Genomic DNA, 25,372 nt, shown 5'->3' with positions numbered 1-25,372 from the left:
CATAACATATAGGCTTGAGGCGGCGCAAACATAAGGCCATTGCGCCCGAACAGGCGTGCGTTACAGTCTGGAATAGAAAGACTGGGAGAATCTGCCTTCATGACGACCGTCGACTATGTCGCCCTCGCCCTCTTCATTTTTCTCTGGATTGCCCTGAACTGGATCACCAGCAGCGCCAGCTTCTTCAATCGCACCAGCCTGACGCTGGCGATGAACGAGCGCCGGCGCGAATGGATCCACAATTCGCTGCGCCGCGACCTGAAGATGATCGATACGCAAATCCTGGCTGGCCTGCAGAACGGCACCGGATTCTTTGCCTCGACATCGATCTTCGCCATCGGTAGCTGCTTCGCTCTGCTCGGCGCCACCGACAAGGTCAATGCCTTCTTCGCCGACCTGCCTTTCATCCTCAATGGCGGCCGTGCCGCCTTCGAACTCAAGGTGGCGGGGCTTGCCTGCCTGTTCGGTTATGCCTTCTTCAAATTCGGCTGGGCCTATCGCCTGTTCAACTATTGCACCATTCTCTTCGGCGCCCTGCCGATGCGTCAGGATGCCGAGCTCGATCCCGCGCGGGCAGAGCGGGCCGCAGAGCGTGTCATCCGCATGAACATCATCGCCGCGCGCAATTTCAATGCGGGTCTGCGAACCATCTTCCTGTCGATCGGTTATCTCGGCTGGTTCCTGAGCCCTTACGTCTTCATGGTCACGACGATGTTCATCATCATCGTTCTGGTCCGCCGGCAGTTTTTTTCCGACGCCCGTCTGGCCATCATGGATATCGATGTGCCATGACATCGCCGCGTTGGCGATGATTAAGCTGGTACCGACGATCTGAATTCATGCCTGGAAGGATCCGCCAAATGGCCGCTATCGCCGAGAGTATCGATGCGCCGCAGAAAACGCCCCGCATCGGCATTCTGGACACGGCCCGCGGGATCGCGCTTCTGGCGATGGCGAGCTATCATTGCACCTGGGATTTCGAGTTCTTCGGCTATCTTGAGCCGGGTACGGCGGAGACAGGCTGGCTGAAATTCTATGCTCGCGCCATTGCCAGCACCTTCCTGTTTCTCGCCGGCGTCAGCCTGGTGCTTGCCAACACGCCCGAAATCCGCTGGCAGTCCTATTTCAAGCGCCTCGGCATGATCGTAGCCGCTGCTGTGGCGATTTCCATCGTGACCTTCATCGGCATGCGCGACGAGTGGATATTCTTCGGCATTCTGCACAGCATTGCCGCTGCCAGCATCATCGGCCTGCTTTTCCTGCGCCTGCCGGCCTTCGCGACCCTTTTGATCGCCGTGCTGCTCCTGGCCGGTATTGTCGTCGACAATGTCGTCGCGCCGTTTTCGCTGCATTCCTCTTTCTTCGACGTGCCCTGGCTCTATTGGGTCGGCTTGTCCGAAAACCTGCCGCGATCGAACGACTACGTGCCGGTTTTCCCATGGCTGACGCCGTTTCTTATCGGTCTTGGCATCGCGCAGCTTGCGATTTCGCTCGGCTGGCTCCGGCCCCTGGCAAAACTTGGCCCCGGCCGCAATCTGATCGCCCGCGCTGGCCGCCACAGCCTGATTTTCTACCTCGTGCACCAGCCGCTACTCTTCGGTCTCGTCTATCTTCTGTCATTGGTAGCGCCTGCGCCGGCGCCGGATCCCACTGTCGGCTATATCAGGCAGTGCGAGGTGTCCTGCACACAATCGGGCAGCGAAGCCATGTGCCGCAGCTTCTGCAAGTGCACGCTCGATCAATTGCAAGCGCAGAACCTCTTCGCGCCCCTGAATTCCGGGGCAATTAAGGCAGATAGCGATGAACGAGTGACGCGAATCGCGCTACAGTGCACGGAACAAGCGCAATGACAGGGTTATTCGATGAATGCCTATCGTTCCAAGTCGCTGAGTTTCCCATGGCCGCCCTTATTATATAATCTCGCAGTCATAACGGCGCTGTACCTGAACCAGGATTATCCGGTGCATTTGCCCTACCCATGGGTCATTGTCTGCTGGGGTATCGGCGCTCTTTTGACGATCGTCGCGGTGACGCTGAATGTCTGGGCGGTGAAGACGCTGATCGAGAGCCGCACCACCGTACTGACGCAGCGGTGTACCGCGCATCTGGTGACCAAAGGCCCGTTTCGCTTTACCCGCAATCCTACCTATCTTGGCTATACGCTGCTGACGGCCAGTCTTGGCCTGATGATCGGCAACGTCTGGTTCGTCGCCATGGCGGCCGTCGCGGCGGCGCTGACCACGCTACTGGTGATCCGATGCGAGGAAATGCATCTGCTCTCCCGCTTCGGCTGCGAATTCGAGTTCTATTGCAGGCATACACGCAGGTGGATTTGAGGGACTTAGGTCCCCACGCCGATCTCAGCCAACCGGCCAAGGCAGGCTTCCTCGACATTGTCGAGTTCAGTCAGCGTATCCTCGATATCCTTGCGCTTCTGGCGCAGCTCGTTGCGTTTTTCATCGACGCGCTTCATCAGCAGTTTCAGCTGGCCCATCTCGCCCGGCGGTTCCTTGTAGACCTGGATGATCTCGCGGATTTCGGCGATGGTGAAGCCGATTCGCCGGCCACGCAGGATTTCCATGATTAGACGGCGGTCGGCCGTACGAAACAAGCGTGTGCGGCCCCGGCGCTCAGGGTGGATAAGGCCTTCATCCTCGTAGAAGCGCAGTGTTCGGGTCGAAACTCCGAATTCCCGCGTCAGCTCCGTTATGCTATAGTATCTATCCACCAGTCGTGCGCCCCTGTCTTGCAGTGGTCATAATATTGACTTTTACGTAATAGTCAATTTGTGCACGATGACACCCCTCCGTCATTTCAGCCTAGTGAATGGCGAACCACCACGTTGCAATGCCCAGGAATGCGAAATACCCCGTGCAATCCGTCACCGTGGTAACGAATGCCGATGAGGCGATGGCCGGGTCGGCGCCGAAGCGATGCAGAATCAGTGGTAGAAGGATACCGCCAAGGGCCGCCGCGACCAGATTGATGATCATTGCCGCGCCGACGACGATACCAAGCTGAGAATCATGGAACCAGAATGTGGCGACAGCACCCATGATGATGGCGAAAAGAATGCCGTTGATCAGACCGACGCTCGCTTCCCTGCGGATGACGCGGAAAGCATTGTAGATATCGAGGTCGCCGGTAGCGAGCGCCCGCACGGTGACGGTCATCGTCTGGGTGCCGGCATTACCGCCCATCGAGGCGACGATTGGCATCAGCACGGCCAGCGCTACCATCTTCTCGATCGCGCCGTCGAAGACATCGATGATGCTGGAAGCGAGGATTGCCGTGATCAGGTTGACCGCCAGCCAGACGAAGCGCGAACGCACGGTCGAGGTAACATTGTCCGACAGTTCTTCGTCGCCGACACCGCCGAGGCGCTTGATATCCTCGTCGGCTTCCTCGTTGATGACGTCGACCACGTCGTCAATGGTCAGCACACCGACGAGCCGTTGATTCTCGTCGACGACGGCCGCTGACAGCAAGTCGTATTGTTCGAAGAGCTGGGCAGCTTCTTCCTGGTCCATCTCGGCCGGGACAGGATGCGAGGTCTCACGCATGATGCTCTCGACCTTCGTCTGCCGCTTGGCCCTGAGGATACGGTCAAGATCGATGCCGCCGAGCAGCTTGAAGGTCGGGTCGATGACAAAAATCTGTGTGAAGGCTTCCGGCAGCCCCTCTTCGTCGCGCATGTAGTCGATCGTCTGGCCGACCGTCCAGAATGGCGGCACGGCGACGAATTCGGTCTGCATCCGGCGGCCGGCCGACCGCTCCGGATAATCGAGCGCGCGGCGCAGGCGGACCCGCTCGGTAAACGGCAGTTGCGACAGGATCTCGTCGCGGTCTTCCTGGTCAAGGTCTTCGAGAATGTAGACGGCGTCGTCCGAATCGAGCTCGCCGATGCCGGCGGCGATCTGGTCGTTCGGCATCTGGTCGACGATCTCCATACGGATCGCCTCGTCCACCTGCGTCAGCGCCGTCATGTCGAAGTCGTTGCCGAGCAATCGCACCAGCGCCAGACGCTCGTGCGGGGGCAACGATTCGAGAAGATCGCCGAGTTCGGAATCGTGCAGTCGCACGACATTCTGCTGCAGGAACGGAAGATCCCGCCGCTCGATCGCGTCGCTGACCTTGCTCAGAAAATCGGAGCGGACGACGCCGTCCTCATTATAGATGTCGGGATCGGTCTCCGCGGAGGTCTTGCGAAGGCGTTCGTCTTCGTCGGTCGTGGTCATTGTCGCCTCCCTTCCCGATTCAATTTATGGAGATCCAGGATTTCGCTCTGGAGAATGACGGTGAAAAGCTTATTGTCAACAATTGGATAGACGAGAAAGCTGACGTTTTGTGTCGGATCTGTAAGATGGTGGTATTAGCTTGGTATTGCCCCTATCCTTAGGTGGTTAAGATGTCGCCCCGTCAGCAGAGAGTGCCGTGCCAGTCCGTCCTATCATCCGCTTCCCCGATCCATTGTTGAGAAGCGCCTGTGCGCCGGTGACTGTCTTCAACGACGGTCTGCGCAGTCTGGCCAGCGATCTCCTGGACACCATGCGCGCGGCACCTGGCGTTGGCATCACTGCTGCCCATATCGGCGTTCTCCAGCGCGTCACGGTAATCGAACTCAGCCGCGAGGATGGCGTTCGTACCTATATCAATCCGGAGATCACATGGTTTTCCGAGGAGACGATGCGCCATGTGGAGGGCAGCGTGTCCATGCCGGGCTTCACCGACGAGGTTGTCAGACCGAGGGCCATCCGCTTCCGCTATCAGGATATGACCGGTGAATCCCATGAAGCCGAGGCCGAAAACTTCCTGGCGGTTTGCATCCAGCATGAGATCGATCAGCTCGACGGCCTGTTCTGGCTACAGCGACTTTCAAAGTTGAAGCGCGACCGGCTGGTGAAGAAATGGGAGAAAGCCAGGACCTGAGCCGGTCCGCACAAAAAAATACGGGCGCCACTTGGGCGCCCGCTGATTGTTCATGAAGAGGCAGATTAGCTCTTCAGCTTGGTGTTGCAGAGGCTGTAGTAGCCGCCGCCCTTCTGGATCCACTTCAGGCCATTGAGGCTGTTCTTGGCCTTGTTGGCGTTGTAGGCGTCGACGCAAGTGTGGAAGCGGCCCTTGCCGGGCGTTTCACTCGAATACTTGGTATCGACGGCGGTCGGGAAGGTCACGCCCGACGGAGCGACGGTCGTCGGCTTCGGCGGCTCCTTGGCCGGCGGCTTGGTGACATCTGGCTCGCTCGTGTCGACCTTGGCGGCGGCAGTGGTCTTTGCAAGCGCCGTTGCGGCGGGTGCGGTCGCAGCCGGTGCAGTGGTGGTTGCAGAGGCATCGGCACCGCACTGAGCGGCGCGGAAATCATTCCACTTCTGGCCGTTCAGAGTACCCGCATCCTTGGCAGCTTGGTATTTGGTGCTGCACTCTTTCATCGTTAGCGCAGAGGCCGGCGATGAGAGGGCCATCGAGCCCAAAACTGCAAAAGACGCAAAAGACATCAACAGGATGGCACGACTAGTCATTGGCAAATCCTCCGCTCTATGACGAATGTCGAAACTATTAATCATCTCGCCCTTTCGATTTGTCAATTGACGCGCCATCAGGGTTCGATGAGCGACACCATATGATGACGAACATGAACGGTAACTGTACAGAAACAGCAACCACAGCAAGTATATCACATATCGCGCAACTTAAAAGGATGTAGAAAAGGCCGACAAAGCGGAAAAACAAAAAAACCCGCCGAAGCGGGTTTCTTGTTTTGGTGCGGTCGAGAAGACTCGAACTTCCACGGGTTGCCCCACAGCGACCTCAACGCTGCGCGTCTACCAATTCCGCCACGACCGCATCGTGGTAGGCGCCGAATTGCTCCGGCGCGGCTGCATGTAGCAAAAGCATTCCGGGGGCACAAGAGATATGTGTCAGTTTTTTTGAAGAGTTTTCACAGCTGTTTGAATTACCTCGTGAAAGCCTCCATATAGGCGGTGCTTGCCGGCCCGTCAGGTTTTTGTCAGAGATGCGGCCGAGAGCACGCAAAGGACTGGCAGATGCTACGCACCGATCTCGAACACCAAATGTTTCCGCTTGCCGGCTCACCGCCCGTGCGCTGGCGCATCGCCGACTGTCCCGTGCCCTATGATGAGGCGGTGGCGACCATGGAGGCGGAAGTCGCCACCATTGCCGATGGCCACGCGCCGGAGCTCGTCTGGCTGGTCGAGCACCCTCCTTTATATACGGCAGGCACCAGCGCCAACGCGGCCGATCTCATCGAGCCCGATCGGTTTCCGGTTTTCGCCACCGGGCGCGGCGGCGAATACACCTATCACGGCCCCGGCCAGCGCGTGGCCTATGTCATGCTCGATCTGAAGCGCCGGCGTCAGGATATCCGCGCCTTCGTGGCCGCGCTGGAAGAAGTCATCATCCGCACGCTCGATTCAATGAATGTCCGCGGGGAGCGGCGCGAGGATCGCGTCGGCGTCTGGGTGCGCCGTCCGGAAAAGCCGCTGCTGCCGGATGGGACCATGACCGAAGACAAGATCGCGGCGCTCGGCATTCGCGTGCGCAAATGGGTGACGTTTCACGGCCTGTCGCTGAACGTCGATCCCGACCTTAGCCATTTCTCCGGCATCGTTCCTTGTGGAATCTCGGCCTATGGCGTCACTAGCCTCGTCGATCTCGGCCTGCCGGTCATGATGACGGATGTGGATATCCGTCTACGCGAGGCTTTCGAGCAGGTTTTCGGCGAAACAGCCAATGAGGTCTAATGCGCGACGTCCTTGCTGACGTTGCGTAGGCGAATCTGATGGTCGAGCCTTTCGATCTGGCGGGTCGTCGTCTCGATCAGCCGGCCGATGTCCTGATGGGCGGACCGCAGCCGAGACAATTCGCTCCTGACGGCTTCCAGCGCCCGTTCTTCGCTATCTTCGCGCGGCCCGTCCCCCGTGCCGGTCATCAGCCAGGCCGGTGAAACGCCGAACAGGCTGGCCATCGCGGCCAGAACCGCGGATTTCGGTTCCGAACGGTCTGATTCCCAAGCGAGCATCGTTTCCTGGTTCACCCCAAGCTGGCTTGCCAATGATTCGAGGCTGATGCCGGCGGCATCTCGGGCCATGGAGATGCGTCCACCCAGGGTATCGTCGCTTTCATCCGAAAAAACGGTCGTCTCATGTTCCGTCTTCAACATCGGTGCGATCCTCCGTTTTGGTCGCGCCGGTGAAATTCTGAGCGGCGCGCTTAAATTTTTAGCGGATTAACCAGGCAGACATAGGTCTAAGGGCGTCATCCGGCCACCCTGATGTGTCCGAATTGGGAAAGTCCGGCACTTTACGTCAAATGGTCCGATGAGCAGAAAAAGACAGGTTGTGGCCAATGTCTTGATCGAATGGCGTTCCTGTGATTGATGGCCTGTCATGTCCGCTTTCGCCACCGCTCCCGCCCATCAAAACCCTCTGCAAGGAATGGCCATCATGGCCAGCGCCATGATCGTGCTGCCGGTGATGGATGCCATCGCCAAATATATGGCGACTTTCGAGGCGATGTCGCCGGGACAGGTGACCTTCTATCGCTTCTTCTTTCAGCTCGTCTGCACGCTGCCGCTGCTTTTCGCAGCCTTCGGCTGGGGAGCGCTTTCGGCCAAGCGGCCATGGATGAACCTGTTGCGTGGCGCCTTGCACGGCGCGGCGAGCCTGCTGTTCTTTGCAGCGGTCAAGTACATGCCGCTTGCCGACGTCTTTGCCATCTATTTCGTCGAGCCCTTCATTCTGACCGCACTCTCGGCGTTGTTTCTCAGCGATAAAGTCGGCTGGCGGCGCTGGCTGGCGATTGTCGTCGGCTTCGGCGGCGCGATGATCGTCATTCAGCCGAGTTTCGAGGTTTTCGGCCTGAAGGCGCTGTTGCCGGTCGCCTGCGCCTTTCTCTTTGCTCTTTATCTCTTCATGAACCGCGCCGTTGGCGAGGCCGATTCACCTTTGACCATGCAGACCATGGCCGGGATCGGCGGAACGATCTTCATGACAGGCGCGCTGTGGATCGGCGCGTCAGCCGGTGCAACCGATTTTGTGCCGTCCCTGCCCGCCTCCTGGCTCGGTCTCGTATTGCTGCTGATTCTCGGCGCGGTGTCCGGCTATGCCCATATGCTGGTCGTCCGCGCATTCCGGCTCGCGCCGCTATCGCTGCTGGCGCCCTTTCAATATTTCGAGATCATCTCCGCCACCATTCTCGGCTATGCGCTGTTCGGCGATTTTCCCAATTTTTCCAAATGGATCGGCATTCTGATCATCGTTGGATCGGGCCTGTTCATTCTCTGGCGCGAACGGGTGCAGTCGCGCTTGGTAACGTCTACCTGACGGCTCGTATCTTCCGCATGGACCGCCGGCGCGATTTGTGGCTAAAACACTGACAGGGCATATGTATTGGGCGGAGTTTGCATGTTCAAGAAAATCCTGATCGCCAACCGCGGCGAGATCGCTTGCCGTGTGATCAAGACCGCGCGCCGGATGGGGATCCTGACTGTCGCGGTTTATTCCGACGCCGATCGCGACGCCCTGCATGTCGAGATGGCCGACGAGGCCGTGCATATCGGCGCAGCCCCTGCCGCCGAAAGCTATCTCGTTGCCGAAAAGATCATCGCCGCCTGCAAGGAAACCGGGGCCGAAGCGGTGCATCCCGGCTACGGCTTCCTCTCCGAGCGCGCCGCCTTCTGCGAAGCCCTGGAGAAAGAAGGCATCATCTTCATCGGTCCGAAGCGGAAGGCGATCAAGGCGATGGGCGACAAGATCGAGTCGAAGAAATTCGCCAATGCCGCCAAGGTTTCCACCGTGCCCGGCTATCTCGGCGTCATCGACGATGCCGATCACGCCGAGAAGATTGCGGGCGAGATCGGCTATCCCGTGATGATCAAGGCGTCAGCAGGCGGCGGCGGCAAGGGCATGCGTATCGCCTGGAGCAAGGATGAAGTGCGCGATGGTTTTGATCGCGCCCGTTCCGAGGCGAAAAGCTCCTTCGGCGACGACCGCGTCTTCATCGAGAAATTCGTGGTCGATCCCAGGCACATCGAAATCCAGGTGCTGGCCGACGGGCACGGCAACGTCGTCTATCTCGGCGAGCGTGAGTGCTCGATCCAGCGCCGGAACCAGAAGGTCGCCGAGGAAGCGCCCTCGCCGTTCCTCGATGAGGCGACACGCAAAGCCATGGGCGAACAATCCGTAGCACTTGCCAAAGCGGTCGATTACCAGAGCGCCGGTACCGTCGAGTTCATCGTCGACCGCGACCGCAATTTCTATTTCCTCGAAATGAACACCCGCCTGCAGGTCGAGCATCCCGTGACTGAACTCGTGACCGGCATCGATCTGGTCGAGCAGATGATTCGCGTTGCTGCCGGAGAGACGTTGCCTTTCAAGCAGGACGACATCAAGCTGAACGGCTGGGCGATCGAAAGCCGCCTCTATGCCGAGGATCCCTACCGCAACTTCCTGCCGTCGATCGGCCGTTTGACGCGTTATCGCCCGCCGCGCGAAGGCAAGAACGGCAAGGCGATCGTCCGCAACGATACCGGCGTCTTCGAGGGCGCTGAAATCTCGATGTATTACGACCCGATGATCGCCAAGCTCTGCACCTGGGCACCGACACGGCTTGAAGCGATCGACGCCATGGGCGAGGCGCTGGATGGTTTCGTCGTCGACGGCATCGAACACAACATGCCTTTCCTGTCGGCCCTGATGAAGCATCCGCGCTGGCGCGAAGGTCGCCTGTCGACCGGCTTCATCGCGGAGGAATATCCTGACGGTTTTGCCCCGATGACGCCGAATGGCGACGAAGGCGCACTGCTGGCGGCCATAGCCCTCTCCTGCGGTCTGGTCGATGCCAACCGACGCGAGCGCTACGCCGACAGGCTGCGGCCAGCCACGGGACCATTGCGCGAGGAATGGGTGGTCAAGCTTGGGACGGATTATATTCCGATCACACTGCTCGACGGCCTCGTCACCATCCCGTTCGAAATGGACATGCAGATCGCTGGCGACAGCCTGACGGTTGCAACTGACTGGCGTCCAGGCGATTCCGTCTGGACCGGCTCGATCGGCAAGCGCAAGGTGACAGCGCAAATCCGTGCTTTCCTCAACGGCTTGCGCATCGATTGGCAGGGGCTCTCCGTCCGGACCAGAGTCTTCACCCCGCGTCAGGCCGAACTCGATAAGCTCATGCCGGTGAAATTGCCACCGGATACCTCCAAGCTGCTGCTCTGCCCCATGCCGGGCCTCGTCGTTGCTATCGCGGTCGCCGAAGGACAGGAGGTCAAGGCTGGAGAGACACTGGCGATCGTCGAGGCGATGAAGATGGAGAACGTCTTGCGCGCCGAACGCGACCTGACCGTCGGCAAGATCAACGCCAAGCCGGGCGAAAGCCTCGCCGTCGATGCGGTGATCATGGAATTCGACTGATCAAAATACGGCATTAAGTGTCTGATTTTTAGCTTGAGCCATACTGCGCGACCATGCGAATGTCGCGCCGACCAATCATTATTTAGAAGGGAATGAAACGATGGACGTACGCGCCGCCGTTGCCGTTCAGGCAGGTAAACCGCTCGAAGTCATGACCGTGCAGCTCGAAGGCCCAAAGGCCGGCGAAGTTCTGATTGAGGTCAAGGCAACTGGCATTTGCCATACCGACGACTTCACACTGTCGGGCGCCGATCCGGAGGGCTTGTTCCCGGCCATCCTCGGCCATGAAGGCGCCGGCATTGTCGTCGACGTCGGCCCGGGCGTCACCTCGGTGAAGAAAGGCGATCACGTCATTCCGCTTTACACGCCGGAGTGCCGCGAGTGCTATTCCTGCCTGTCGCGCAAGACCAACCTCTGCACCTCGATCCGAGCCACCCAGGGCCAGGGCCTGATGCCCGATGGCACCTCGCGCTTCTCGATCGGTAAGGACAAGATCCATCACTACATGGGTTGCTCGACCTTCGCCAACTACACGGTCCTGCCGGAGATCGCGCTTGCCAAGGTCAATCCTGACGCGCCCTTCGACAAGATCTGCTACATCGGCTGCGGCGTGACCACCGGCATCGGTGCGGTCATCAACACCGCCAAGGTCGAAATAGGCTCGACCGCGATTGTCTTCGGTCTCGGCGGCATCGGTCTCAACGTGCTTCAGGGCCTGCGCCTTGCTGGTGCCGACATGATCATCGGCGTCGATATCAACAACGATCGCAAGGCCTGGGGCGAAAAGTTCGGGATGACCCACTTCGTCAATCCGAAGGATGTTGGTGACGACATCGTGCCCTACCTTGTCAACATGACGAAGCGCAACGGCGACCTGATCGGTGGCGCCGACTACACCTTCGATTGCACGGGCAACACCAAGGTCATGCGCCAGGCGCTGGAATCCTCGCATCGCGGCTGGGGCAAGTCCGTCATCATCGGCGTCGCCGGTGCTGGCCAGGAAATCTCGACCCGTCCGTTCCAACTGGTCACCGGCCGCAACTGGATGGGCACCGCCTTCGGCGGCGCGCGTGGCCGCACCGATGTGCCGAAGATCGTCGACTGGTACATGGAAGGCAAGATCCAGATCGATCCGATGATCACCCACACCATGCCGCTCGAAGACATCAACAAGGGCTTCGAGCTGATGCATTCCGGCGAAAGCATCCGCGGCGTCGTGGTCTACTGATCTCTGCCAGCAAATAGCATGCGGCGCATGAATTAACCGCCGCATGCCATTGTAAATATTGAAGTATAAAATGATCTACGTTGATGCCGATGCCTGTCCGGTCAAGCCGGAGATTTTGAAAGTTGCCGAGCGCCACGGCATCGAGGTGACGCTTGTCGCCAATTCGGGCCTCAGGCCCTCGCGCGATCCGATGGTGAAGAACGTCATCGTCTCCAGTGCTTTCGACGCCGCCGACAACTGGATAGCCGAGCATGCCGGACCCGGCGATATCGTCGTCACCGCCGATGTACCGCTTGCCGGGCGCTGTGTCGCCACCGGAGCATTGGTGACAGGGCCGACCGGCCGGATCTTCGATATCGCCAATATCGGCATGGCTACCGCCATGCGTGATCTCGGCGCGCATCTGCGCGAGACCGGCGAGAGCAAGGGCTACAACGCCGCCTTTTCGCCACGCGACCGCTCGGCTTTTCTTGAAACATTCGACCGGCTTTGCCGGCGGGCAAAAGCCCACGATCCGTCTGGAGACCAGTCTTGAACATCATTTCCCAGAACACCGCCTTCGGCGGCATGCAGGGCGTATTTTCGCATGAATCCGAGGCCTGCCAGTGCGAGATGACCTTCGCGGTTTTCGTGCCGCCACAGGCGATCAAGGAGCCGCGGCCCGTCCTCTGGTATCTCTCCGGCCTCACCTGCACCCATGCCAACGTCATGGAGAAAGGCGAATATCGCCGCATGGCGGCTGAACTCGGCCTGATTATCGTTTGCCCGGATACCAGCCCACGTGGCAACGATGTGCCGGACGAGCTGACCAACTGGCAAATGGGCAAAGGCGCCGGCTTCTATCTCGACGCCACCGAGGAGCCGTGGTCCGAGAACTACAAGATGTACACTTACATCACCGAGGAACTGCCCGCACTGGTCAGCCAGCAGTTTCGCCTGGATATGAGCAGGCAGGGCATCTTCGGCCATTCCATGGGCGGCCATGGCGCGATGACCATCGCGCTGAAGAATCCAGATCGCTTCAAGAGCTGCTCCGCCTTCGCACCGATCGTCCAGCCCTCGACCGCCGATTGGTCGGCGCCGGCCCTGGAGAAATATCTCGGAGCCGACAAGGCCGCTTGGCGGAAATATGATGCCTGTGCGCTGGTCGAGGACGGCGCCCGATTCCACGAATTCCTGATCGATCAGGGCAAGGCCGACAGTTTCCTGGAAACCGGCCTGCGGCCCTGGCTGTTCGAAGAGGCGATCAAGGACACCGGCATCGGTCTCACGCTACGCATGCACGAGCGCTACGACCACTCCTACTATTTCATCTCCAGCTTCATGGAAGATCATCTGAAGTGGCATGCCGAGCGGCTGGCATAAGACGCGTGGCATAGCAGCTATGCAATCGCCAGGTTGAAAAACCGATGTAACTGGGGCATATATCTACCCGCGCAGACGACTGCGGCGGTCGGTATTGCATTACCGACCGCAAGATACCGCGGGGACGGCCTCGCTCTCACAAAGGAGCGTAAAATGGCTTGGTTCCTGCTTTTCCTCGCAGGTCTATTTGAAATCGGTTGGGCCGTCGGCCTGAAATATACGGATGGCTTCACCCGACCGATGCCGACAATCCTCACCGTGATATCGATGGTCATCAGCATTGTATTGCTGGGTCTGGCGGTCAAGACTTTGCCGATGGGCACGGCTTATGCCGTCTGGACGGGCATCGGTACGGTCGGCACCGTCCTGCTTGGCATCTGGTTGCTGGGCGATCCCGCAACCCTCGTTCGCTTGTTCTGCATCGGCCTGATCGTTGCGGGCATTGCCGGGCTCAAGCTCGCTGCCTGAGGCCTGCGAACTCCAATCACTCTGACACGAACACGAAGAGCAATATCGTAGTTGCAAAGGGCGCGGGCGAAAAGCTGAAGAGCTTTTGCGTGCCGCGCCCGATGCAGATGGGGGTTATGATGATATGTCGGACCCGGCGATTGGCCGAGCCAGACGTTGAGATCGATTACTTCTTGCGATTGTCGATGGCCAGGAGGCCTGGACCCGCGAAGATCAGGAACAGGAAGACGAAGCAGTAAAGGATAGCTGCGTCGCCCTTATTGTTCACCGGGAAGAAGCTGCCCGGCATATGGGCCATGAAATAGGCGATAGCCATGTTGCCGCAAAGGATGAATGCAGCCGGACGGGTAAACAGACCTAAGACAATTGCCAAACCTCCGAAGGCTTCAAGAATACCCTGAACCAACATGAGCGTTTCCAGCGGACCGCCGGGTTGACCACTGGCTGGGAAGCCGAAAAGCTTTTGCGTGCCATGTTCCATGAACAACAGGCCAGTCATGATACGCAGTACAGCAAGTGCATAAGGCTGATATTGATTCAGCCGATCGGAAAGCGCCATTTTAAACTCCAGTTCTAACTCCCCCAAATGAAAGCATTAAATGGGTCGGTTGCGAACGTGAAAACACGGCTTCTAACGTCCAATCAATTTACCGTGTAAAATCCGTGACTTGTTGTCACATGCCTAAAGCGGAATATTGTCGTGCTTCTTCCATGGATTGGTCAGATCCTTGTTGCGCAGCATTCTGAGCCCTTGCGCCAGCCGGCGTCGCGTCGAGTGTGGCTTGATCACCTCGTCGATATAGCCACGCTCGGCGGCGACGAAGGGCGACAGAAAACGGTCTTCATACATCTTCGTATGCGCCGCGATCTTTTCCGGATCGGCGATATCTTTGCGGAAGATAATTTCGACCGCACCCTTGGCGCCCATGACGGCGATTTGCGCGGTCGGCCAGGCATAATTGAGATCGCCGCGCAGATGTTTCGACGCCATGACGTCATAGGCGCCGCCATAGGCCTTGCGGGTGATGACGGTGAGCTTCGGCACGGTGGCCTCGGCATAGGCGAAGAGCAGCTTGGCGCCATGCTTGATCAGCCCGCCATATTCCTGCGCTGTGCCCGGCAGGAAGCCGGGCACGTCGACGAAGGTGACGATCGGAATATTGAAGCAGTCGCAGAAGCGCACGAAACGCGCCGCCTTGCGCGAGGCGTCGCTATCGAGCACGCCGGCAAGCACCATCGGCTGATTGGCCACGAAACCGACCGTCGCCCCCTCGATACGGCCGAAGCCGCAGACAATGTTTCTGGCGAAGCTCGCCTGGATCTCGAAGAAATCCCCCTCGTCCGTCACCTTTAGAATCAGCTCCTTGATATCATAGGGCTTGTTGGCATTGGCGGGGATGATCGTGTCGAGCGACATGTCCGGGTCGGTGACCGATTGATAGCACTCGATTTCCGGGAGAGCGGCGGTATTCGACTGCGGCAGAAAATCGATGAGCCGTCGCACCTGCATCAGAGTGTCGATGTCGTTGTCGTAGGCGGCATCGGCAATCGAGGATTTCGTTGTATGCACCGAAGCGCCGCCGAGCTGCTCCGACGTCACGGTCTCGTTGGTCACCGTCTTCACCACATCCGGGCCGGTGACGAACATGTAGGACGTGTCGCGCACCATGAAGATGAAGTCGGTCATGGCGGGCGAATAGACGTCGCCGCCGGCGCAAGGACCCATGATGATGGAAATCTGCGGGATGACGCCGGAGGCAAGCACGTTGCGCTGGAACACCTCGGCATAGCCGCCGAGTGCTGCCACGCCCTCCTGGATGCGCGCGCCGCCGGCATCGTAGATACCGATGATCGGCGCACGGTTTTTCAGCGCCATATCCTGGACCTTCATGATCTTCTCGGCATGCGCCTGTGAAAGCGAGCCGCCGAAGACAGTGAAATCCTTGGCAAAAAGGAAAACGGTGCGGCCGTTGACCGTACCCCAGCCGGTGACGACGCCATCGCCGGCGATCTTGGTTTTGTCCATGCCGAAATCGGTCGAGCGGTGCTCGACGAACATGTCGAACTCCTCGAAGGAGCCTTCATCGAGAAAGATGTCGATCCGCTCGCGCGCCGTCAGCTTGCCGCGCGCATGCTGCGCATCGATACGTGCCTGTCCGCCTCCGAGCCTTGCGACCTCCCGACGACGTTCCAGTTCCTGCAGGATCTCTTTCATGATGGCCCTCTTCTACGCTTATCCGGCTTAGCATGACGCAGGAATGGTTTGAAGCCGCCCGCTCAGTTCACCAGCGGTGGCGCGTTCAGCACGAAGATCGAGCGGATACGCGCGGCAATATCCTCGGCCATCAGATCGTTGGCCGCGGTCGGATCCGGCGTGTAGTTCACGATATCGAAGGAAGCGATTGCAAGCACCGCACCGTTGTCGACTGACGCAGCGTCAACATTGATCTTTGCCGAATTGCGATCGTGGTTGAAGCTGCGTCTCTGGCGAAGATCCGTTACACGGATCGTCAGTGCTACTTTTGGCAATGGCGTTTCACGCGTCGTCACGGCAATGGCGGCGTTGACGTGATCGTTTATGGCTGACAGCAGCGTCGGTGGAACGGGCGGTACGGCCTGATCGGCAACAACAGTGGCGCTGCGCACATCATAGGCCGGCGGCGCAGGCGGCTCGGTCAGCGACCAGCTCGAGCAAGCGGCCAGCGCCAAGCATCCCACCAGCACCGATACCGCACCCGACCTCAATTGCAGCATGATTCGCGTCCCAAACTCCCAACCCCGTAAGATGCAGAGTTGGATATAACGGACTGGAAATCAACAACATTCAACTGCGAAGCGCAGAAAATGCATCCGTTGCCGCCTGAAACTCTTCGAAGCGCTGGGCGCGGCGATGATCGGCTTCCTCGTCATGACCCCATTGTTCGATTGTCCAGTCTTCATCGAGATGAGCGAGCGACCAGACCTCGGCGAGAGGTAGCCGTCCCTCGGCGAAGGCGAGCGCCAGGATTGCCGAACCCGTCAGCGTGGTGATCGTGTGTAGGCTGGCAAGCTCCAGCGGCGTGTCGTATTTGCGCAGCGTCACGGCAAAGGCCGCGATCGCCTCGCGCGGCTGTTCCTGATGCATGACGCCTTCCGCCAGGATGAAGCGAGCGCCGAGCTCATTGGCTGCCCAGTCGATCAGCGGATCCCACCGCTCCGATTGCCGCTCCACCAGACGCTCCGGCTGATCGGCGCGATAGCAGAGCAGGTCGCTGGAGGAAAAGCGCAGGATGTCCTCGAAGACCGCTTGCGGATCGGTCGCCACGCCATCGAGCGCAGTATTGACCAGGCGCGTGACCGGCATGACGGCTGGGTCGATGATCTCTACCTGCCGTGCCCATTCGGCTGCTACCAGTTTCGCCAGCGCCTCGGTCGGCACCGCGAGCGATCGGCGGGCTGGCGTCTTCACCACCTTGCCGTCCAGCTCGATCACATGGCCGTCCTCGCCCTCGCGGATGCCCACATCCTTGTAGAAGCGTTTCGGCAAAGGCTTCTTCATCTGGATCTGCGCCCGGCGGATCGGATCAGGATGGCTCAGGCCTTCGGAAAGGTCGTTCAACAGGTCGCGCATGGCGTCACCTCAGAGAATATGGCTCAACAGGTCGTTCGGATGATGGGCAATAGTGTCAGCGCCGGCGGCCAGCAGCTCTTCCACCGAGGCATAGCCCCAGGCAACGCCGATTGCGGTCGCACCCGCTGCCTTCGCCATCTGCATGTCGTAGATAGCATCGCCAATCACGATGGTATCATGCGGATCCATTCCCGTCTCGCTGCAGCACTCCGTCACCATCGCCGGATGCGGCTTCGAGGGGCAATCGTCCGCGGTGCGCGAGACGATGAAATAGGGCGTAAAGCCGTTCACCTCGAGAATATGCGTCAGGCCGCGGCGCGACTTGCCGGTGACCGCGCCCAGCAACAACCCCTCGCGGGCGGCCAGCGTCTCGATCAACGGCTTGATACCGTCGAAAAGCGGCGTCTGCATATCCGCCTCGTCGCGTACGCCGGGATAGATCGCCTTGTAATGCGCCGTCATGGCTATTGCCTCGTCATCGACATGCGGCTTGCCCTGCATGCGGGCAATCGCGATATCGAGCGTCAGACCGATGATCGACTTGGTGGAGGCAACGTCGGGCCGCTTGTGACCGAAGTCGACGAAAGTGCGAGCCATGACCTCGTGGATCAACCGCGCGCTGTCGACCAGCGTCCCGTCGCAATCGAAAAGAACGAGTTTCATTCGTCGTCCGGCTCCCCCGCCGATGCCATATCAAGGCCGAGAAGGTTCCACGTCTGCACCATATGCGGCGGCAACGGCGCGGTGACCCGCAGGCGGCCGCCATTGGGATGCGGAATATCGATATGACGGGCATGCAGATGCAGCCGGTTCTGAACGCCACCCGGGAAGTCCCAGTTGTGGTCGTCATCGAAATATTTGGGATCGCCGATGATCGGATGCCCCATATGCAGCGCGTGGACACGCAGCTGGTGCGTGCGGCCGGTATAGGGCTCCATCTCCAGCCAGGCGAGGCTCTGCGCCGCCGTTTCAAGCACGCGATAATAGGTTATGGCGTGATCGGCGCCATCTTCTCCATGCTTGGCGATACGCATGCGGTCGCCATCGGCGGTCGCTTCCTTCACCAGCCAGGTCGAAATCTTGTCCTCATGCTTGCGCGGCACGCCCTTTACCAGCGACCAATAGGTCTTTTTGGTGTCGCGTTCTCGGAAGGCCGCGGTCAGCTTCTGCGCCGCACCTCGGGTGCGGGCGACGACGAGGACGCCGGAGGTGTCGCGGTCAAGACGATGCACTAGGCGCGGCTTCTCGCCCTTCTTGCTCGTCCACGCCTCAAGCATCTTATCGAGGTGACGAGTAAGGCCGGAGCCCCCCTGCACGGCAAGGCCGGCCGGCTTGTTCAGCACGAAGACCTTCTCGTCTTCATGCAGCAGCATGCGCGCCAGAAGATCGGCATCGCTGGAATGCTTCATATCCTTGTTGCCGATCGGCCCGCTCTTCACCCCTTTTGCGTCGACGTCCAGCGGCGGTATCCGCACGATCTGTCCCGGCTGTACACGCGCATCGGTCTTGACGCGACCGCCATCGACGCGGACCTGACCAGAACGCATGAGCTTCTGCAACTGCCCAAAGCCGAGCCCAGGGAAATGCACCTTGAACCAGCGGTCGAGGCGCATGCCGGCCTCGTCAGGCTCGACCTCTATATGCTCAATCCCGGCCATTCTTCTTCTTTCAAAAGTCGCGGCGTGGTCCCGAAAGCTGTGAAACGGTTTCGGGCAACATCATGCCAAATCAGGGAACTGGGAACGATCTTGCCCCAGGGCCGGTCCATCCCGGCCTTTTGACGTGGCTTTAGAGCATTTCGAGGGAAAGTGGAAACCGGAATTGTCCACGAGTGGCAATTTTATGACGCCGTTACCCTTTGCATGGCTACCCGAACCTCAGTTTGCATTCGGCGCGACGACCGGCAAGGTGATATCGACCATCCCCGCCTTCTCGAACATCAGCATAACCGGCACGGCGCCGCCCTGCTTGAACGGCGTCTTCACCTGCTTGAACATCATATGCATGCCGCTCGGCGAAAGCGTCACGGTGGCACCGGCGGGGATGGCGATGCCTTCCTTGACTTCGCGCATCTTCATGATCGTGCCCTCCATCTTCATCTGATGCAGTTCGACCTTGCCGGCTTGCGACGATGTGACGGAGGTGAGCTTGTCGTCGCTCTTGCCGCCATTGTGGATGGTGATGTAGCCGCCGCCGACCGGCTGGCCCGGCAGCATGGCACGCACGTAGCCGCCGCTGATGTCCAGATCGCCGAGCTTGGCCGTCGCGGATCCGGTTGGCGCCTTGCCCGCATCCATGTGCATACCCTGCATACCGTTGGCGTCGTTGCTCTGCTGTGCCGTGACGGCTGTGGTCGAGAACGAAAGTGCGGTCGCCGATATCAGCAATGCTGCGGCATAGTTGCGGTTCATCATTGTCTCCTGCCCTGTTCCTCTTTTGGCTTGATGGGATAGCGTCTCGAAGCGCCGTTGCAAAGTCCCAAGCATCCGCCGGTCGCGCACTTCCGCGTGTGCTCAAACAAGGCGCGCGACAAAAATTTGTTCGAGGGCGACATTTGCCCCTTGCCATCTCTGACGACTACCAGATAATGGCACTCAACCTTGTTGGGAGAATCCGGTGCGAGCCGGTGCCGAAGGAGCAACCGCCCCGGAAACTCTCAGGCCAAAGGACCAGCAAGGGGCAGACGGAACTCTGGAGAGAAACGCGCAAGCGTTCGCCGAAGGGATAACAATCTCAGGCAAACGGACAGAGGGGGCTCATCGTAAGGCGCAGCCGCGCCGAAATTTTGAGCCCTGCGCTTTTAACCGAGCGCAAACCCCGGAGACGTCATTTGGACGAGACCGCTGCCCTGAACAAGACACCCCTTCACGCCCTGCATCTGTCGCTTGGTGCCCGCATGGTGCCGTTCGCCGGCTACGACATGCCGGTGCAATACCCCGCCGGCGTGATGAAGGAACATCTCTGGACCCGCGCATCTGCCGGCCTGTTCGACGTTTCGCATATGGGCCAGGTGACGATCCGCGCCCGCTCCGGCAAATATGAGGATGCGGCGCTGGCCCTGGAAAGCCTCGTGCCGGTCGATATTCTCGGTCTCGCGGAGGGACGTCAGCGCTACGGATTCTTCACTGACGACAATGGCGGCATCCTCGACGATCTGATGATCACCCATATGGACGACTATCTCTTCGTCGTCGTCAATGCTTCTTGCAAGGAAGCAGATCTCAAGCATCTTCAAGACCATATCGGCGATACCTGCGAAGTCACTTTACTGGATCGCGCCCTGATCGCGCTGCAAGGACCACGCGCCGTTGCCGTCCTTGCCGAGCTCTGGGCCGACCTCGCCTATATGAAATTCATGGATGTGCGCCATTGTCGCCTGCACGACGTGTCCTGCCTGGTTTCGCGTTCAGGCTATAGCGGCGAAGATGGTTTTGAAATCTCTGTGCCGGCCGATAAGGCCGAGGACATTGCCAAGCGGCTGCTCGAACATCCCGACGTCCAGCCGATCGGTCTCGGCGCCCGCGACTCGCTCCGTCTCGAAGCTGGACTTTGTCTCTACGGCAACGACATCGACCAGACGACGACGCCAGTCGAGGCAGCGCTCGAATGGGGCATGCAGAAGGCCCGAAAGACTGGTGGCGTCCGCGTCGGTGGCTTCCCTGGTAGCGCGCGCATCCTTGCCGAACTCGACAATGGCGCATCGCGCCGCCGCGTCGGCCTGAAGCCGGAAGGCAAGGCCCCGGTTCGCGGCCATGCCAAGCTCTATGCGGATGCCGAAGGCAAGACCGAAATCGGCGAGGTCACCTCGGGCGGCTTCGGCCCGAGCGTCGAAAGCCCCGTTGCCATGGGCTACGTGCCAGTCAGCTTCGCTGCACCGGGTACGCCAATCTTTGCCGAAGTGCGAGGCAAATACCTGCCCGTCACCGTAGCTGCCCTGCCTTTCATCACCCCGACCTACAAACGCTAAGACGTCATAGCCCAGAGAGGATTATCCATGCTTAAATTTACCGAAGAACATGAATGGCTGAACATCGAAGGCGACGTCGCGACCGTTGGGATCACAGCGCATGCTGCCGGACAACTCGGCGATCTCGTTTTCGTGGAACTGCCTGAGGTCGGCGCCAGCTTCTCCAAGGGCGACGATGCGGCGACCGTCGAATCCGTCAAGGCGGCTTCGGAAGTCTATTGTCCGCTTGACGGCGAGATCACCGAGATCAACGAAGCCATCACCGCGGACCCGGAGCTCGTCAATTCCGACCCGATGGGCGCTGGCTGGTTCTTCAAATTGAAGCTGAAGAATGTCGCCGATGTCGATGGTTTGCTTGATGAATCCGGTTACAAGGAGCTGATCGGATAATGAGTACACCGACCGAATTTACCTTCACCGACTATCAGCCCTACGATTTCGCCAATCGCCGCCATATCGGCCCGTCTCCCTCGGAGATGGCCGACATGCTGAAGGTGATCGGCTATGGCAGCCTCGACAAGCTGATCGACGCGACACTGCCGCCCTCCATCCGCCAGAAGGTGCCGCTCGTTTGGGGCGCGCCGATGACGGAGCGCGAGGCGCTCGACAAGCTGCGCGAGACCGCCAACAAGAACAAGGTTCTGGTCTCGCTGATCGGCCAGGGCTACTACGGCACGATCACGCCACCCGTCATCCAGCGCACCATCCTGGAAAACCCCGCCTGGTACACCGCCTATACGCCCTACCAGCCGGAAATTAGCCAGGGCCGCCTCGAGGCGCTGCTGAACTACCAGACGATGATCTGCGACCTTACAGGCCTCGATGTCGCCAATGCCTCGCTGCTCGACGAAGCAACCGCCGCCGCCGAAGGCATGGCGATGGCCGAGCGCGTGGCGAAATCCAAGGCCAAGGCCTTCTTCGTCGATGCTGATTGCCATCCGCAGACGATCGCGCTGATCAGGACCCGCGCCGAACCGTTAGGCTGGTCGGTCATCGTCGGCAATCCTTTCACCGATCTCGATCCGGTCGACGTCTTCGGCGCTATCTTCCAGTATCCGGGCACGCATGGTCACATCCATGACTTCACCGGGCTGATTGCCAGACTGCACCAAACCGGCGCCATTGCCGTCGTCGCCGCCGACCCGCTGGCGCTGACGCTACTGAAGTCGCCCGGCGAGATGGGCGCGGATATCGCCATCGGCTGCTCGCAGCGCTTCGGCGTGCCGGTCGGCTATGGTGGACCACATGCGGCCTATATGGCCGTCAAGGACTCCTATAAGCGCTCCATGCCCGGCCGTCTCGTTGGCGTGTCCATCGATGCACGCGGCAATCGCGCCTACCGCCTGTCGCTGCAGACCCGCGAACAGCATATCCGTCGCGAAAAGGCGACGTCGAACATCTGCACCGCGCAGGTCCTGCTTGCCGTCATGGCCTCGATGTATGCCGTCTTCCATGGACCACAAGGCCTGAAGGCAATCGCCCAGCAGGTGCACCAGAAGGCCGTGCTGATGGCCAAGGGCCTCGAGAAACTCGGCTACACCATCGAGCAGGAGACCTTCTTCGACACCATTACCGTCGAGGTCGGCCATATGCAGGGCCTGATCCTGCGCGCCGCCGTTGCCGAAGGTGTCAACCTGCGCAAGGTCGGCGAAACCAGGATCGGCATGAGCCTTGACGAGCGGACGCGTCCGGCAACGCTGGAAGCCGTCTGGCGCGCCTTTGGCGGTAATTTCCGCCTGGCCGACTTTGAGCCCGGCTATCGCTTGCCGAAGACCCTGCTGCGCACCAGCGAATACCTGACGCATCCGATCTTCCACATGAACCGCGCCGAAAGCGAGATGACCCGCTATATCCGCCGGCTTTCCGACCGCGATCTGGCGCTCGACCGCTCGATGATCCCGCTCGGCTCCTGCACGATGAAGCTTAATGCAACAGCTGAGATGTTGCCGATAAGCTGGCCTGAATTCTCGGATATTCATCCTTTCGTGCCGGCCGACCAAGCGCTCGGCTATCGCGAGATGATCGACGATCTGACGGAAAAGCTCTGCGCCGTCACCGGCTACGATGCCTTCTCCATGCAGCCAAATTCCGGCGCGCAGGGCGAATATGCCGGCCTGCTCACCATCCGCAACTATCATATCGCCAATGGCGAGGGTCACCGCGACATCTGCCTGATCCCGACCTCGGCGCATGGCACCAATCCGGCCTCGGCGCAGATGGCCGGCATGAAGGTGGTTGTCATCAAGGTCAGCGATGACGGCGACATCGACATGGCCGATTTCCGCGCCAAGGCCGAGCAATATGCCGCCAACCTTTCCTGCTGCATGATCACCTACCCCTCGACGCACGGCGTCTTCGAGGAGACGGTGAAGGAGATCTGCGATCTCGTGCACGAGCATGGCGGCCAAGTCTATCTCGACGGCGCCAACATGAACGCTATGGTCGGTCTTTCCCGTCCGGGCGATATCGGCTCCGATGTCAGCCATTTGAACCTGCACAAGACCTTCTGCATCCCGCATGGTGGCGGCGGTCCCGGCATGGGCCCGATCGGCGTCAAGGCGCATCTGGCGGAACACCTGCCCGGCCACCCGCAAACGGACGGACGCCCCGGCGCGGTATCGGCAGCAGCCTTCGGCTCGGCATCCATCCTGCCGATCTCCTGGAGCTATTGCCTAATGATGGGCGGCGAAGGGCTGACGCAGGCGACTAAGGTCGCGATCCTCAACGCCAACTACATCGCCGCGCGGCTGAAGGGCGCTTACGACGTGCTCTACAAGTCGAAGACCGGCCGTGTAGCGCATGAATGCATCATCGACACACGCCCGCTGGTCGACAGCGCCGGCGTCACAGTTGATGACGTCGCCAAGCGCCTGATCGATTGCGGGTTTCACGCACCGACCATGAGCTGGCCGGTCGCCGGCACGCTGATGATCGAGCCGACCGAATCGGAGACCAAGGCCGAGCTCGACCGCTTCTGCGCGGCGATGCTGGCAATCCGTGAGGAGGCCCGCGCTATCGAAGAGGGCCGGATGGACAAGGTCGACAACCCGCTGAAAAACGCGCCGCACACGGTCGAAGACCTCGTCGGCGAGTGGAACCGGCCCTATTCCCGCGAACAGGCCTGCTTCCCGCCGGGGGCCTTCCGCGTCGATAAATACTGGTCGCCCGTCAACCGCGTCGACAATGTCTACGGCGATCGGAATCTGGTGTGCTCCTGCCCGCCGGTCGAGGATTACGCTGAAGCCGCGGAGTAAGGTTTCCGAAAAAAGTGAAGCGGTTCAGCCGCTTCGCTCATACCCGACATAAATCTATCGTGAAAAATGTCTATGACTGCGCCGCGTGTCCGATCGGATGCGCGGCGCTTTTCACGGCGCGGCGAAGAACGGCGCTGGAAGCTAGATATCATGCCGGAACTGCCAGGATTTCATTTCATTGCCGGACGGGAAGACTTTCCTTCACCGCCGCTTCTTCTGCTGCATGGCAGCGGCGGAAGCGAGATGGATCTCATTCCCCTTACGGACGACATTGCACCGCAGCGGCCCTACATGTCCTTGCGCGGCGGTGTGGAATGGGAAGACGGGTTCGCCTTCTTCCGCCGCAATCCCGATCGCAGTCTCGACTATGGTGATCTCGTCGAGCAGACGCACCTGCTCTGCCGTTTTATTACGGAAGCGAGCGAACAAGGCATATTGAAACAGCCGCCGATTCTCGTTGGCTTCTCCAACGGCGCCATCATGGCCGCCTCGATCCTGCGCGCTCGACCGGATATCGTATCGGGCGCAGTTCTGATGCGCCCCTTGTCTCCGGCTCCCGAAGCAAGCTTCCCATCGATGCCTGGCCTACCAATCCTGATGACGGCGGGCGAGAACGACCAACGCCGCGAGCCGGGCGATGCGCCGCTGGTCCACCGACAATTCGAGAACTGCCACGCCGATGTCAGCATGCATATGCTGCCTACGGGACACGGCTTGCACGAAAGCGAAGCCACGCTGATTGGCGACTGGCTCATACGGAAAGGCATATAAGATGGATCAGCAAATACCTGCCGGGCAGAATACGGTCGACGGCCAAATCGCAGCCGCCTTCGAAACAGCCGATCCCTCCTCTATTGCCAAGGCGCTTGGCGAATTGGCGCGCACGCGAAACATGAGCAAGCTCGCCAAGGATGTCGGCATGAACCGCTCGGCGCTCTACCGCGCCCTCAGTGGCGAAGGAAATCCGGAATTCGCGACGATCCTGAAAGTCGTCAAGGCGCTCGGCCTCAAGCTGACACCGGTGCCGGCTGCACATTGAAAATTGGC

27 protein-coding genes, 1 tRNA gene and 2 riboswitches are annotated in these 25,372 nt (G+C 59.9%); of the genes, 16 read left to right on the top strand and 12 right to left on the bottom strand.

What is annotated here, in order from left to right:
• Positions 1 to 99: 99 nt before the first annotated feature.
• From AB6803_RS06340 to AB6803_RS06330, 3 genes are all read left to right on the top strand, one after another.
• Complete coding sequence (locus tag AB6803_RS06340) at positions 100 to 792, top strand: DUF599 domain-containing protein (protein ID WP_007696172.1); 693 nt, start codon at positions 100 to 102, stop codon at positions 790 to 792.
• Between the two features lie 68 nt (positions 793 to 860).
• Complete coding sequence (locus AB6803_RS06335) at positions 861 to 1,850, top strand: heparan-alpha-glucosaminide N-acetyltransferase (RefSeq protein ID WP_371108083.1); 990 nt, start codon at positions 861 to 863, stop codon at positions 1,848 to 1,850.
• Between the two features lie 12 nt (positions 1,851 to 1,862).
• Positions 1,863 to 2,336: an isoprenylcysteine carboxylmethyltransferase family protein gene (locus tag AB6803_RS06330; protein ID WP_371108082.1), complete on the top strand. Its 474-nt coding sequence runs from the start codon at positions 1,863 to 1,865 to the stop codon at positions 2,334 to 2,336.
• 5 nt (positions 2,337 to 2,341) lie between these two features.
• On the opposite strand, the gene AB6803_RS06325 is transcribed toward AB6803_RS06330, so the two are convergent.
• Both AB6803_RS06325 and mgtE read right to left on the bottom strand, forming a co-directional pair.
• On the bottom strand, positions 2,342 to 2,728 hold the full coding sequence (locus AB6803_RS06325; RefSeq protein ID WP_007696178.1) for a MerR family DNA-binding transcriptional regulator: 387 nt from the start codon (positions 2,726 to 2,728) through the stop codon (positions 2,342 to 2,344).
• Between the two features lie 91 nt (positions 2,729 to 2,819).
• Positions 2,820 to 4,238 (bottom strand): magnesium transporter, encoded by a 1,419-nt coding sequence (gene mgtE, locus AB6803_RS06320; protein WP_371108081.1) that lies wholly within the window; start codon positions 4,236 to 4,238, stop codon positions 2,820 to 2,822.
• A gap of 196 nt (positions 4,239 to 4,434) precedes the next feature.
• Here mgtE and AB6803_RS06315 point away from each other — a divergent pair, with 196 nt between their 5' ends.
• Complete coding sequence (locus tag AB6803_RS06315; RefSeq protein WP_371108080.1) at positions 4,435 to 4,929, top strand: peptide deformylase; 495 nt, start codon at positions 4,435 to 4,437, stop codon at positions 4,927 to 4,929.
• Between the two features lie 65 nt (positions 4,930 to 4,994).
• Here AB6803_RS06315 and AB6803_RS06310 read toward each other — a convergent pair whose 3' ends face one another.
• Together AB6803_RS06310 and AB6803_RS06305 are read right to left on the bottom strand one after the other, a co-directional pair.
• On the bottom strand, positions 4,995 to 5,519 hold the full coding sequence (locus tag AB6803_RS06310) for a hypothetical protein (RefSeq protein WP_371108079.1): 525 nt from the start codon (positions 5,517 to 5,519) through the stop codon (positions 4,995 to 4,997).
• A gap of 240 nt (positions 5,520 to 5,759) precedes the next feature.
• Positions 5,760 to 5,844, bottom strand: a tRNA-Leu gene (locus tag AB6803_RS06305).
• A gap of 200 nt (positions 5,845 to 6,044) precedes the next feature.
• Here AB6803_RS06305 and lipB point away from each other — a divergent pair.
• Positions 6,045 to 6,761, top strand: coding sequence for a lipoyl(octanoyl) transferase LipB (gene lipB, locus AB6803_RS06300; RefSeq protein WP_371108078.1), 717 nt, complete (start codon positions 6,045 to 6,047; stop codon positions 6,759 to 6,761).
• On the opposite strand, the gene AB6803_RS06295 is transcribed toward lipB, so the two are convergent.
• Positions 6,758 to 7,180 carry a helix-turn-helix domain-containing protein gene (locus AB6803_RS06295; protein WP_371108077.1) on the bottom strand — a complete coding sequence of 141 codons (423 nt, stop codon included), beginning with the start codon at positions 7,178 to 7,180 and terminating at the stop codon, positions 6,758 to 6,760. The genes lipB and AB6803_RS06295 overlap by 4 nt on opposite strands.
• 226 nt (positions 7,181 to 7,406) lie before the next feature.
• Here AB6803_RS06295 and AB6803_RS06290 point away from each other — a divergent pair, with 226 nt between their 5' ends.
• The 6 genes from AB6803_RS06290 to sugE all read left to right on the top strand — a co-directional run bounded on the left by AB6803_RS06290 (position 7,407) and on the right by sugE (position 13,494).
• The gene (locus AB6803_RS06290) at positions 7,407 to 8,342 is read left to right on the top strand and encodes a DMT family transporter (protein WP_371108076.1); all 936 of its coding nucleotides are present in this window, start codon (positions 7,407 to 7,409) and stop codon (positions 8,340 to 8,342) included.
• A gap of 81 nt (positions 8,343 to 8,423) precedes the next feature.
• Positions 8,424 to 10,433, top strand: coding sequence for an acetyl-CoA carboxylase biotin carboxylase subunit (locus AB6803_RS06285; protein ID WP_371108075.1), 2,010 nt, complete (start codon positions 8,424 to 8,426; stop codon positions 10,431 to 10,433).
• Positions 10,434 to 10,533: 100 nt separating this feature from the next.
• Positions 10,534 to 11,661: an S-(hydroxymethyl)glutathione dehydrogenase/class III alcohol dehydrogenase gene (locus tag AB6803_RS06280; RefSeq protein WP_371108074.1), complete on the top strand. Its 1,128-nt coding sequence runs from the start codon at positions 10,534 to 10,536 to the stop codon at positions 11,659 to 11,661.
• Positions 11,662 to 11,731: 70 nt separating this feature from the next.
• The gene (locus tag AB6803_RS06275) at positions 11,732 to 12,196 is read left to right on the top strand and encodes a YaiI/YqxD family protein (RefSeq protein ID WP_371108073.1); all 465 of its coding nucleotides are present in this window, start codon (positions 11,732 to 11,734) and stop codon (positions 12,194 to 12,196) included.
• Positions 12,193 to 13,026: an S-formylglutathione hydrolase gene (fghA, locus tag AB6803_RS06270; protein WP_371108072.1), complete on the top strand. Its 834-nt coding sequence runs from the start codon at positions 12,193 to 12,195 to the stop codon at positions 13,024 to 13,026. The genes AB6803_RS06275 and fghA overlap by 4 nt, the downstream gene beginning before the upstream one ends.
• A 153-nt stretch (positions 13,027 to 13,179) precedes the next feature.
• Positions 13,180 to 13,494 carry a quaternary ammonium compound efflux SMR transporter SugE gene (gene sugE, locus AB6803_RS06265; protein WP_371108071.1) on the top strand — a complete coding sequence of 105 codons (315 nt, stop codon included), beginning with the start codon at positions 13,180 to 13,182 and terminating at the stop codon, positions 13,492 to 13,494.
• A gap of 166 nt (positions 13,495 to 13,660) precedes the next feature.
• Here sugE and AB6803_RS06260 read toward each other — a convergent pair whose 3' ends face one another.
• From AB6803_RS06260 to AB6803_RS06230, 7 genes are all read right to left on the bottom strand, one after another.
• Positions 13,661 to 14,053: a DoxX family protein gene (locus tag AB6803_RS06260; RefSeq protein ID WP_371108070.1), complete on the bottom strand. Its 393-nt coding sequence runs from the start codon at positions 14,051 to 14,053 to the stop codon at positions 13,661 to 13,663.
• A gap of 123 nt (positions 14,054 to 14,176) precedes the next feature.
• On the bottom strand, positions 14,177 to 15,709 hold the full coding sequence (locus tag AB6803_RS06255; RefSeq protein ID WP_371108069.1) for an acyl-CoA carboxylase subunit beta: 1,533 nt from the start codon (positions 15,707 to 15,709) through the stop codon (positions 14,177 to 14,179).
• 62 nt (positions 15,710 to 15,771) lie between these two features.
• Positions 15,772 to 16,248: a hypothetical protein gene (locus tag AB6803_RS06250; protein ID WP_371108068.1), complete on the bottom strand. Its 477-nt coding sequence runs from the start codon at positions 16,246 to 16,248 to the stop codon at positions 15,772 to 15,774.
• A gap of 70 nt (positions 16,249 to 16,318) precedes the next feature.
• A complete protein-coding gene (locus AB6803_RS06245) occupies positions 16,319 to 17,104 on the bottom strand; it encodes an ATP12 family chaperone protein (protein WP_371108067.1) in 786 nt (261 codons plus the stop codon).
• A 9-nt stretch (positions 17,105 to 17,113) separates the two neighbouring features.
• Positions 17,114 to 17,767, bottom strand: coding sequence for an HAD-IA family hydrolase (locus AB6803_RS06240; RefSeq protein WP_371108066.1), 654 nt, complete (start codon positions 17,765 to 17,767; stop codon positions 17,114 to 17,116).
• The gene (locus tag AB6803_RS06235; protein ID WP_371108065.1) at positions 17,764 to 18,762 is read right to left on the bottom strand and encodes an RluA family pseudouridine synthase; all 999 of its coding nucleotides are present in this window, start codon (positions 18,760 to 18,762) and stop codon (positions 17,764 to 17,766) included. Before AB6803_RS06235 ends, AB6803_RS06240 begins: the two co-directional genes overlap by 4 nt.
• Before the next feature lie 219 nt (positions 18,763 to 18,981).
• Positions 18,982 to 19,515: a copper chaperone PCu(A)C gene (locus AB6803_RS06230; protein WP_371108064.1), complete on the bottom strand. Its 534-nt coding sequence runs from the start codon at positions 19,513 to 19,515 to the stop codon at positions 18,982 to 18,984.
• A 183-nt stretch (positions 19,516 to 19,698) separates the two neighbouring features.
• Positions 19,699 to 19,782: riboswitch (glycine riboswitch) on the top strand.
• 3 nt (positions 19,783 to 19,785) lie between these two features.
• Positions 19,786 to 19,863: riboswitch (glycine riboswitch) on the top strand.
• Between the two features lie 71 nt (positions 19,864 to 19,934).
• Between AB6803_RS06230 and gcvT the strand changes: the two genes are divergently transcribed.
• The 5 genes from gcvT (at position 19,935) to AB6803_RS06205 (ending at position 25,364) form a co-directional block, all read left to right on the top strand.
• Complete coding sequence (gene gcvT / locus AB6803_RS06225; RefSeq protein WP_371108063.1) at positions 19,935 to 21,071, top strand: glycine cleavage system aminomethyltransferase GcvT; 1,137 nt, start codon at positions 19,935 to 19,937, stop codon at positions 21,069 to 21,071.
• 27 nt (positions 21,072 to 21,098) lie between these two features.
• Positions 21,099 to 21,461: a glycine cleavage system protein GcvH gene (gene gcvH, locus AB6803_RS06220; protein ID WP_371108062.1), complete on the top strand. Its 363-nt coding sequence runs from the start codon at positions 21,099 to 21,101 to the stop codon at positions 21,459 to 21,461.
• The gene (gene gcvP / locus AB6803_RS06215; protein ID WP_371108061.1) at positions 21,461 to 24,325 is read left to right on the top strand and encodes an aminomethyl-transferring glycine dehydrogenase; all 2,865 of its coding nucleotides are present in this window, start codon (positions 21,461 to 21,463) and stop codon (positions 24,323 to 24,325) included. The genes gcvH and gcvP overlap by 1 nt, the downstream gene beginning before the upstream one ends.
• Positions 24,326 to 24,475: 150 nt before the next feature.
• Positions 24,476 to 25,096: an alpha/beta hydrolase gene (locus AB6803_RS06210; RefSeq protein WP_371108060.1), complete on the top strand. Its 621-nt coding sequence runs from the start codon at positions 24,476 to 24,478 to the stop codon at positions 25,094 to 25,096.
• 1 nt (position 25,097) lies between these two features.
• Positions 25,098 to 25,364 (top strand): addiction module antidote protein, encoded by a 267-nt coding sequence (locus AB6803_RS06205; protein ID WP_371108059.1) that lies wholly within the window; start codon positions 25,098 to 25,100, stop codon positions 25,362 to 25,364.
• The last annotated feature ends 8 nt before the right edge of the window (positions 25,365 to 25,372 follow it).

Origin of the sequence: Rhizobium sp. RCC_161_2 (genome assembly GCF_041355235.1) — a bacterium.
Lineage (GTDB): Bacteria > Pseudomonadota > Alphaproteobacteria > Rhizobiales > Rhizobiaceae > Rhizobium.
The sequence above is the reverse complement of the archived record's forward strand: the minus strand, read 5'-3'. Positions and strand labels throughout refer to the sequence as shown.

Coding starts and splice junctions, on each gene's coding strand:
- AB6803_RS06230 (WP_371108064.1), bottom strand. CDS start 19,515: ATGAACCGCAACTATGCCGCAGCATTGCTGATATCGGCGACCGCACTT.
- AB6803_RS06290 (WP_371108076.1), top strand. CDS start 7,407: ATGTCCGCTTTCGCCACCGCTCCCGCCCATCAAAACCCTCTGCAAGGA.
- AB6803_RS06310 (WP_371108079.1), bottom strand. CDS start 5,519: ATGACTAGTCGTGCCATCCTGTTGATGTCTTTTGCGTCTTTTGCAGTT.
- gcvP (WP_371108061.1), top strand. CDS start 21,461: ATGAGTACACCGACCGAATTTACCTTCACCGACTATCAGCCCTACGAT.
- sugE (WP_371108071.1), top strand. CDS start 13,180: ATGGCTTGGTTCCTGCTTTTCCTCGCAGGTCTATTTGAAATCGGTTGG.
- AB6803_RS06340 (WP_007696172.1), top strand. CDS start 100: ATGACGACCGTCGACTATGTCGCCCTCGCCCTCTTCATTTTTCTCTGG.
- AB6803_RS06295 (WP_371108077.1), bottom strand. CDS start 7,180: ATGTTGAAGACGGAACATGAGACGACCGTTTTTTCGGATGAAAGCGAC.
- AB6803_RS06245 (WP_371108067.1), bottom strand. CDS start 17,104: ATGCGCGACCTGTTGAACGACCTTTCCGAAGGCCTGAGCCATCCTGAT.
- AB6803_RS06275 (WP_371108073.1), top strand. CDS start 11,732: ATGATCTACGTTGATGCCGATGCCTGTCCGGTCAAGCCGGAGATTTTG.
- AB6803_RS06240 (WP_371108066.1), bottom strand. CDS start 17,767: ATGAAACTCGTTCTTTTCGATTGCGACGGGACGCTGGTCGACAGCGCG.
- AB6803_RS06330 (WP_371108082.1), top strand. CDS start 1,863: ATGAATGCCTATCGTTCCAAGTCGCTGAGTTTCCCATGGCCGCCCTTA.
- AB6803_RS06280 (WP_371108074.1), top strand. CDS start 10,534: ATGGACGTACGCGCCGCCGTTGCCGTTCAGGCAGGTAAACCGCTCGAA.
- lipB (WP_371108078.1), top strand. CDS start 6,045: ATGCTACGCACCGATCTCGAACACCAAATGTTTCCGCTTGCCGGCTCA.
- AB6803_RS06285 (WP_371108075.1), top strand. CDS start 8,424: ATGTTCAAGAAAATCCTGATCGCCAACCGCGGCGAGATCGCTTGCCGT.
- AB6803_RS06210 (WP_371108060.1), top strand. CDS start 24,476: ATGCCGGAACTGCCAGGATTTCATTTCATTGCCGGACGGGAAGACTTT.
- gcvH (WP_371108062.1), top strand. CDS start 21,099: ATGCTTAAATTTACCGAAGAACATGAATGGCTGAACATCGAAGGCGAC.
- AB6803_RS06235 (WP_371108065.1), bottom strand. CDS start 18,762: ATGGCCGGGATTGAGCATATAGAGGTCGAGCCTGACGAGGCCGGCATG.
- AB6803_RS06335 (WP_371108083.1), top strand. CDS start 861: ATGGCCGCTATCGCCGAGAGTATCGATGCGCCGCAGAAAACGCCCCGC.
- AB6803_RS06250 (WP_371108068.1), bottom strand. CDS start 16,248: ATGCTGCAATTGAGGTCGGGTGCGGTATCGGTGCTGGTGGGATGCTTG.
- AB6803_RS06205 (WP_371108059.1), top strand. CDS start 25,098: ATGGATCAGCAAATACCTGCCGGGCAGAATACGGTCGACGGCCAAATC.
- mgtE (WP_371108081.1), bottom strand. CDS start 4,238: ATGACCACGACCGACGAAGACGAACGCCTTCGCAAGACCTCCGCGGAG.
- AB6803_RS06260 (WP_371108070.1), bottom strand. CDS start 14,053: ATGGCGCTTTCCGATCGGCTGAATCAATATCAGCCTTATGCACTTGCT.
- AB6803_RS06255 (WP_371108069.1), bottom strand. CDS start 15,709: ATGAAAGAGATCCTGCAGGAACTGGAACGTCGTCGGGAGGTCGCAAGG.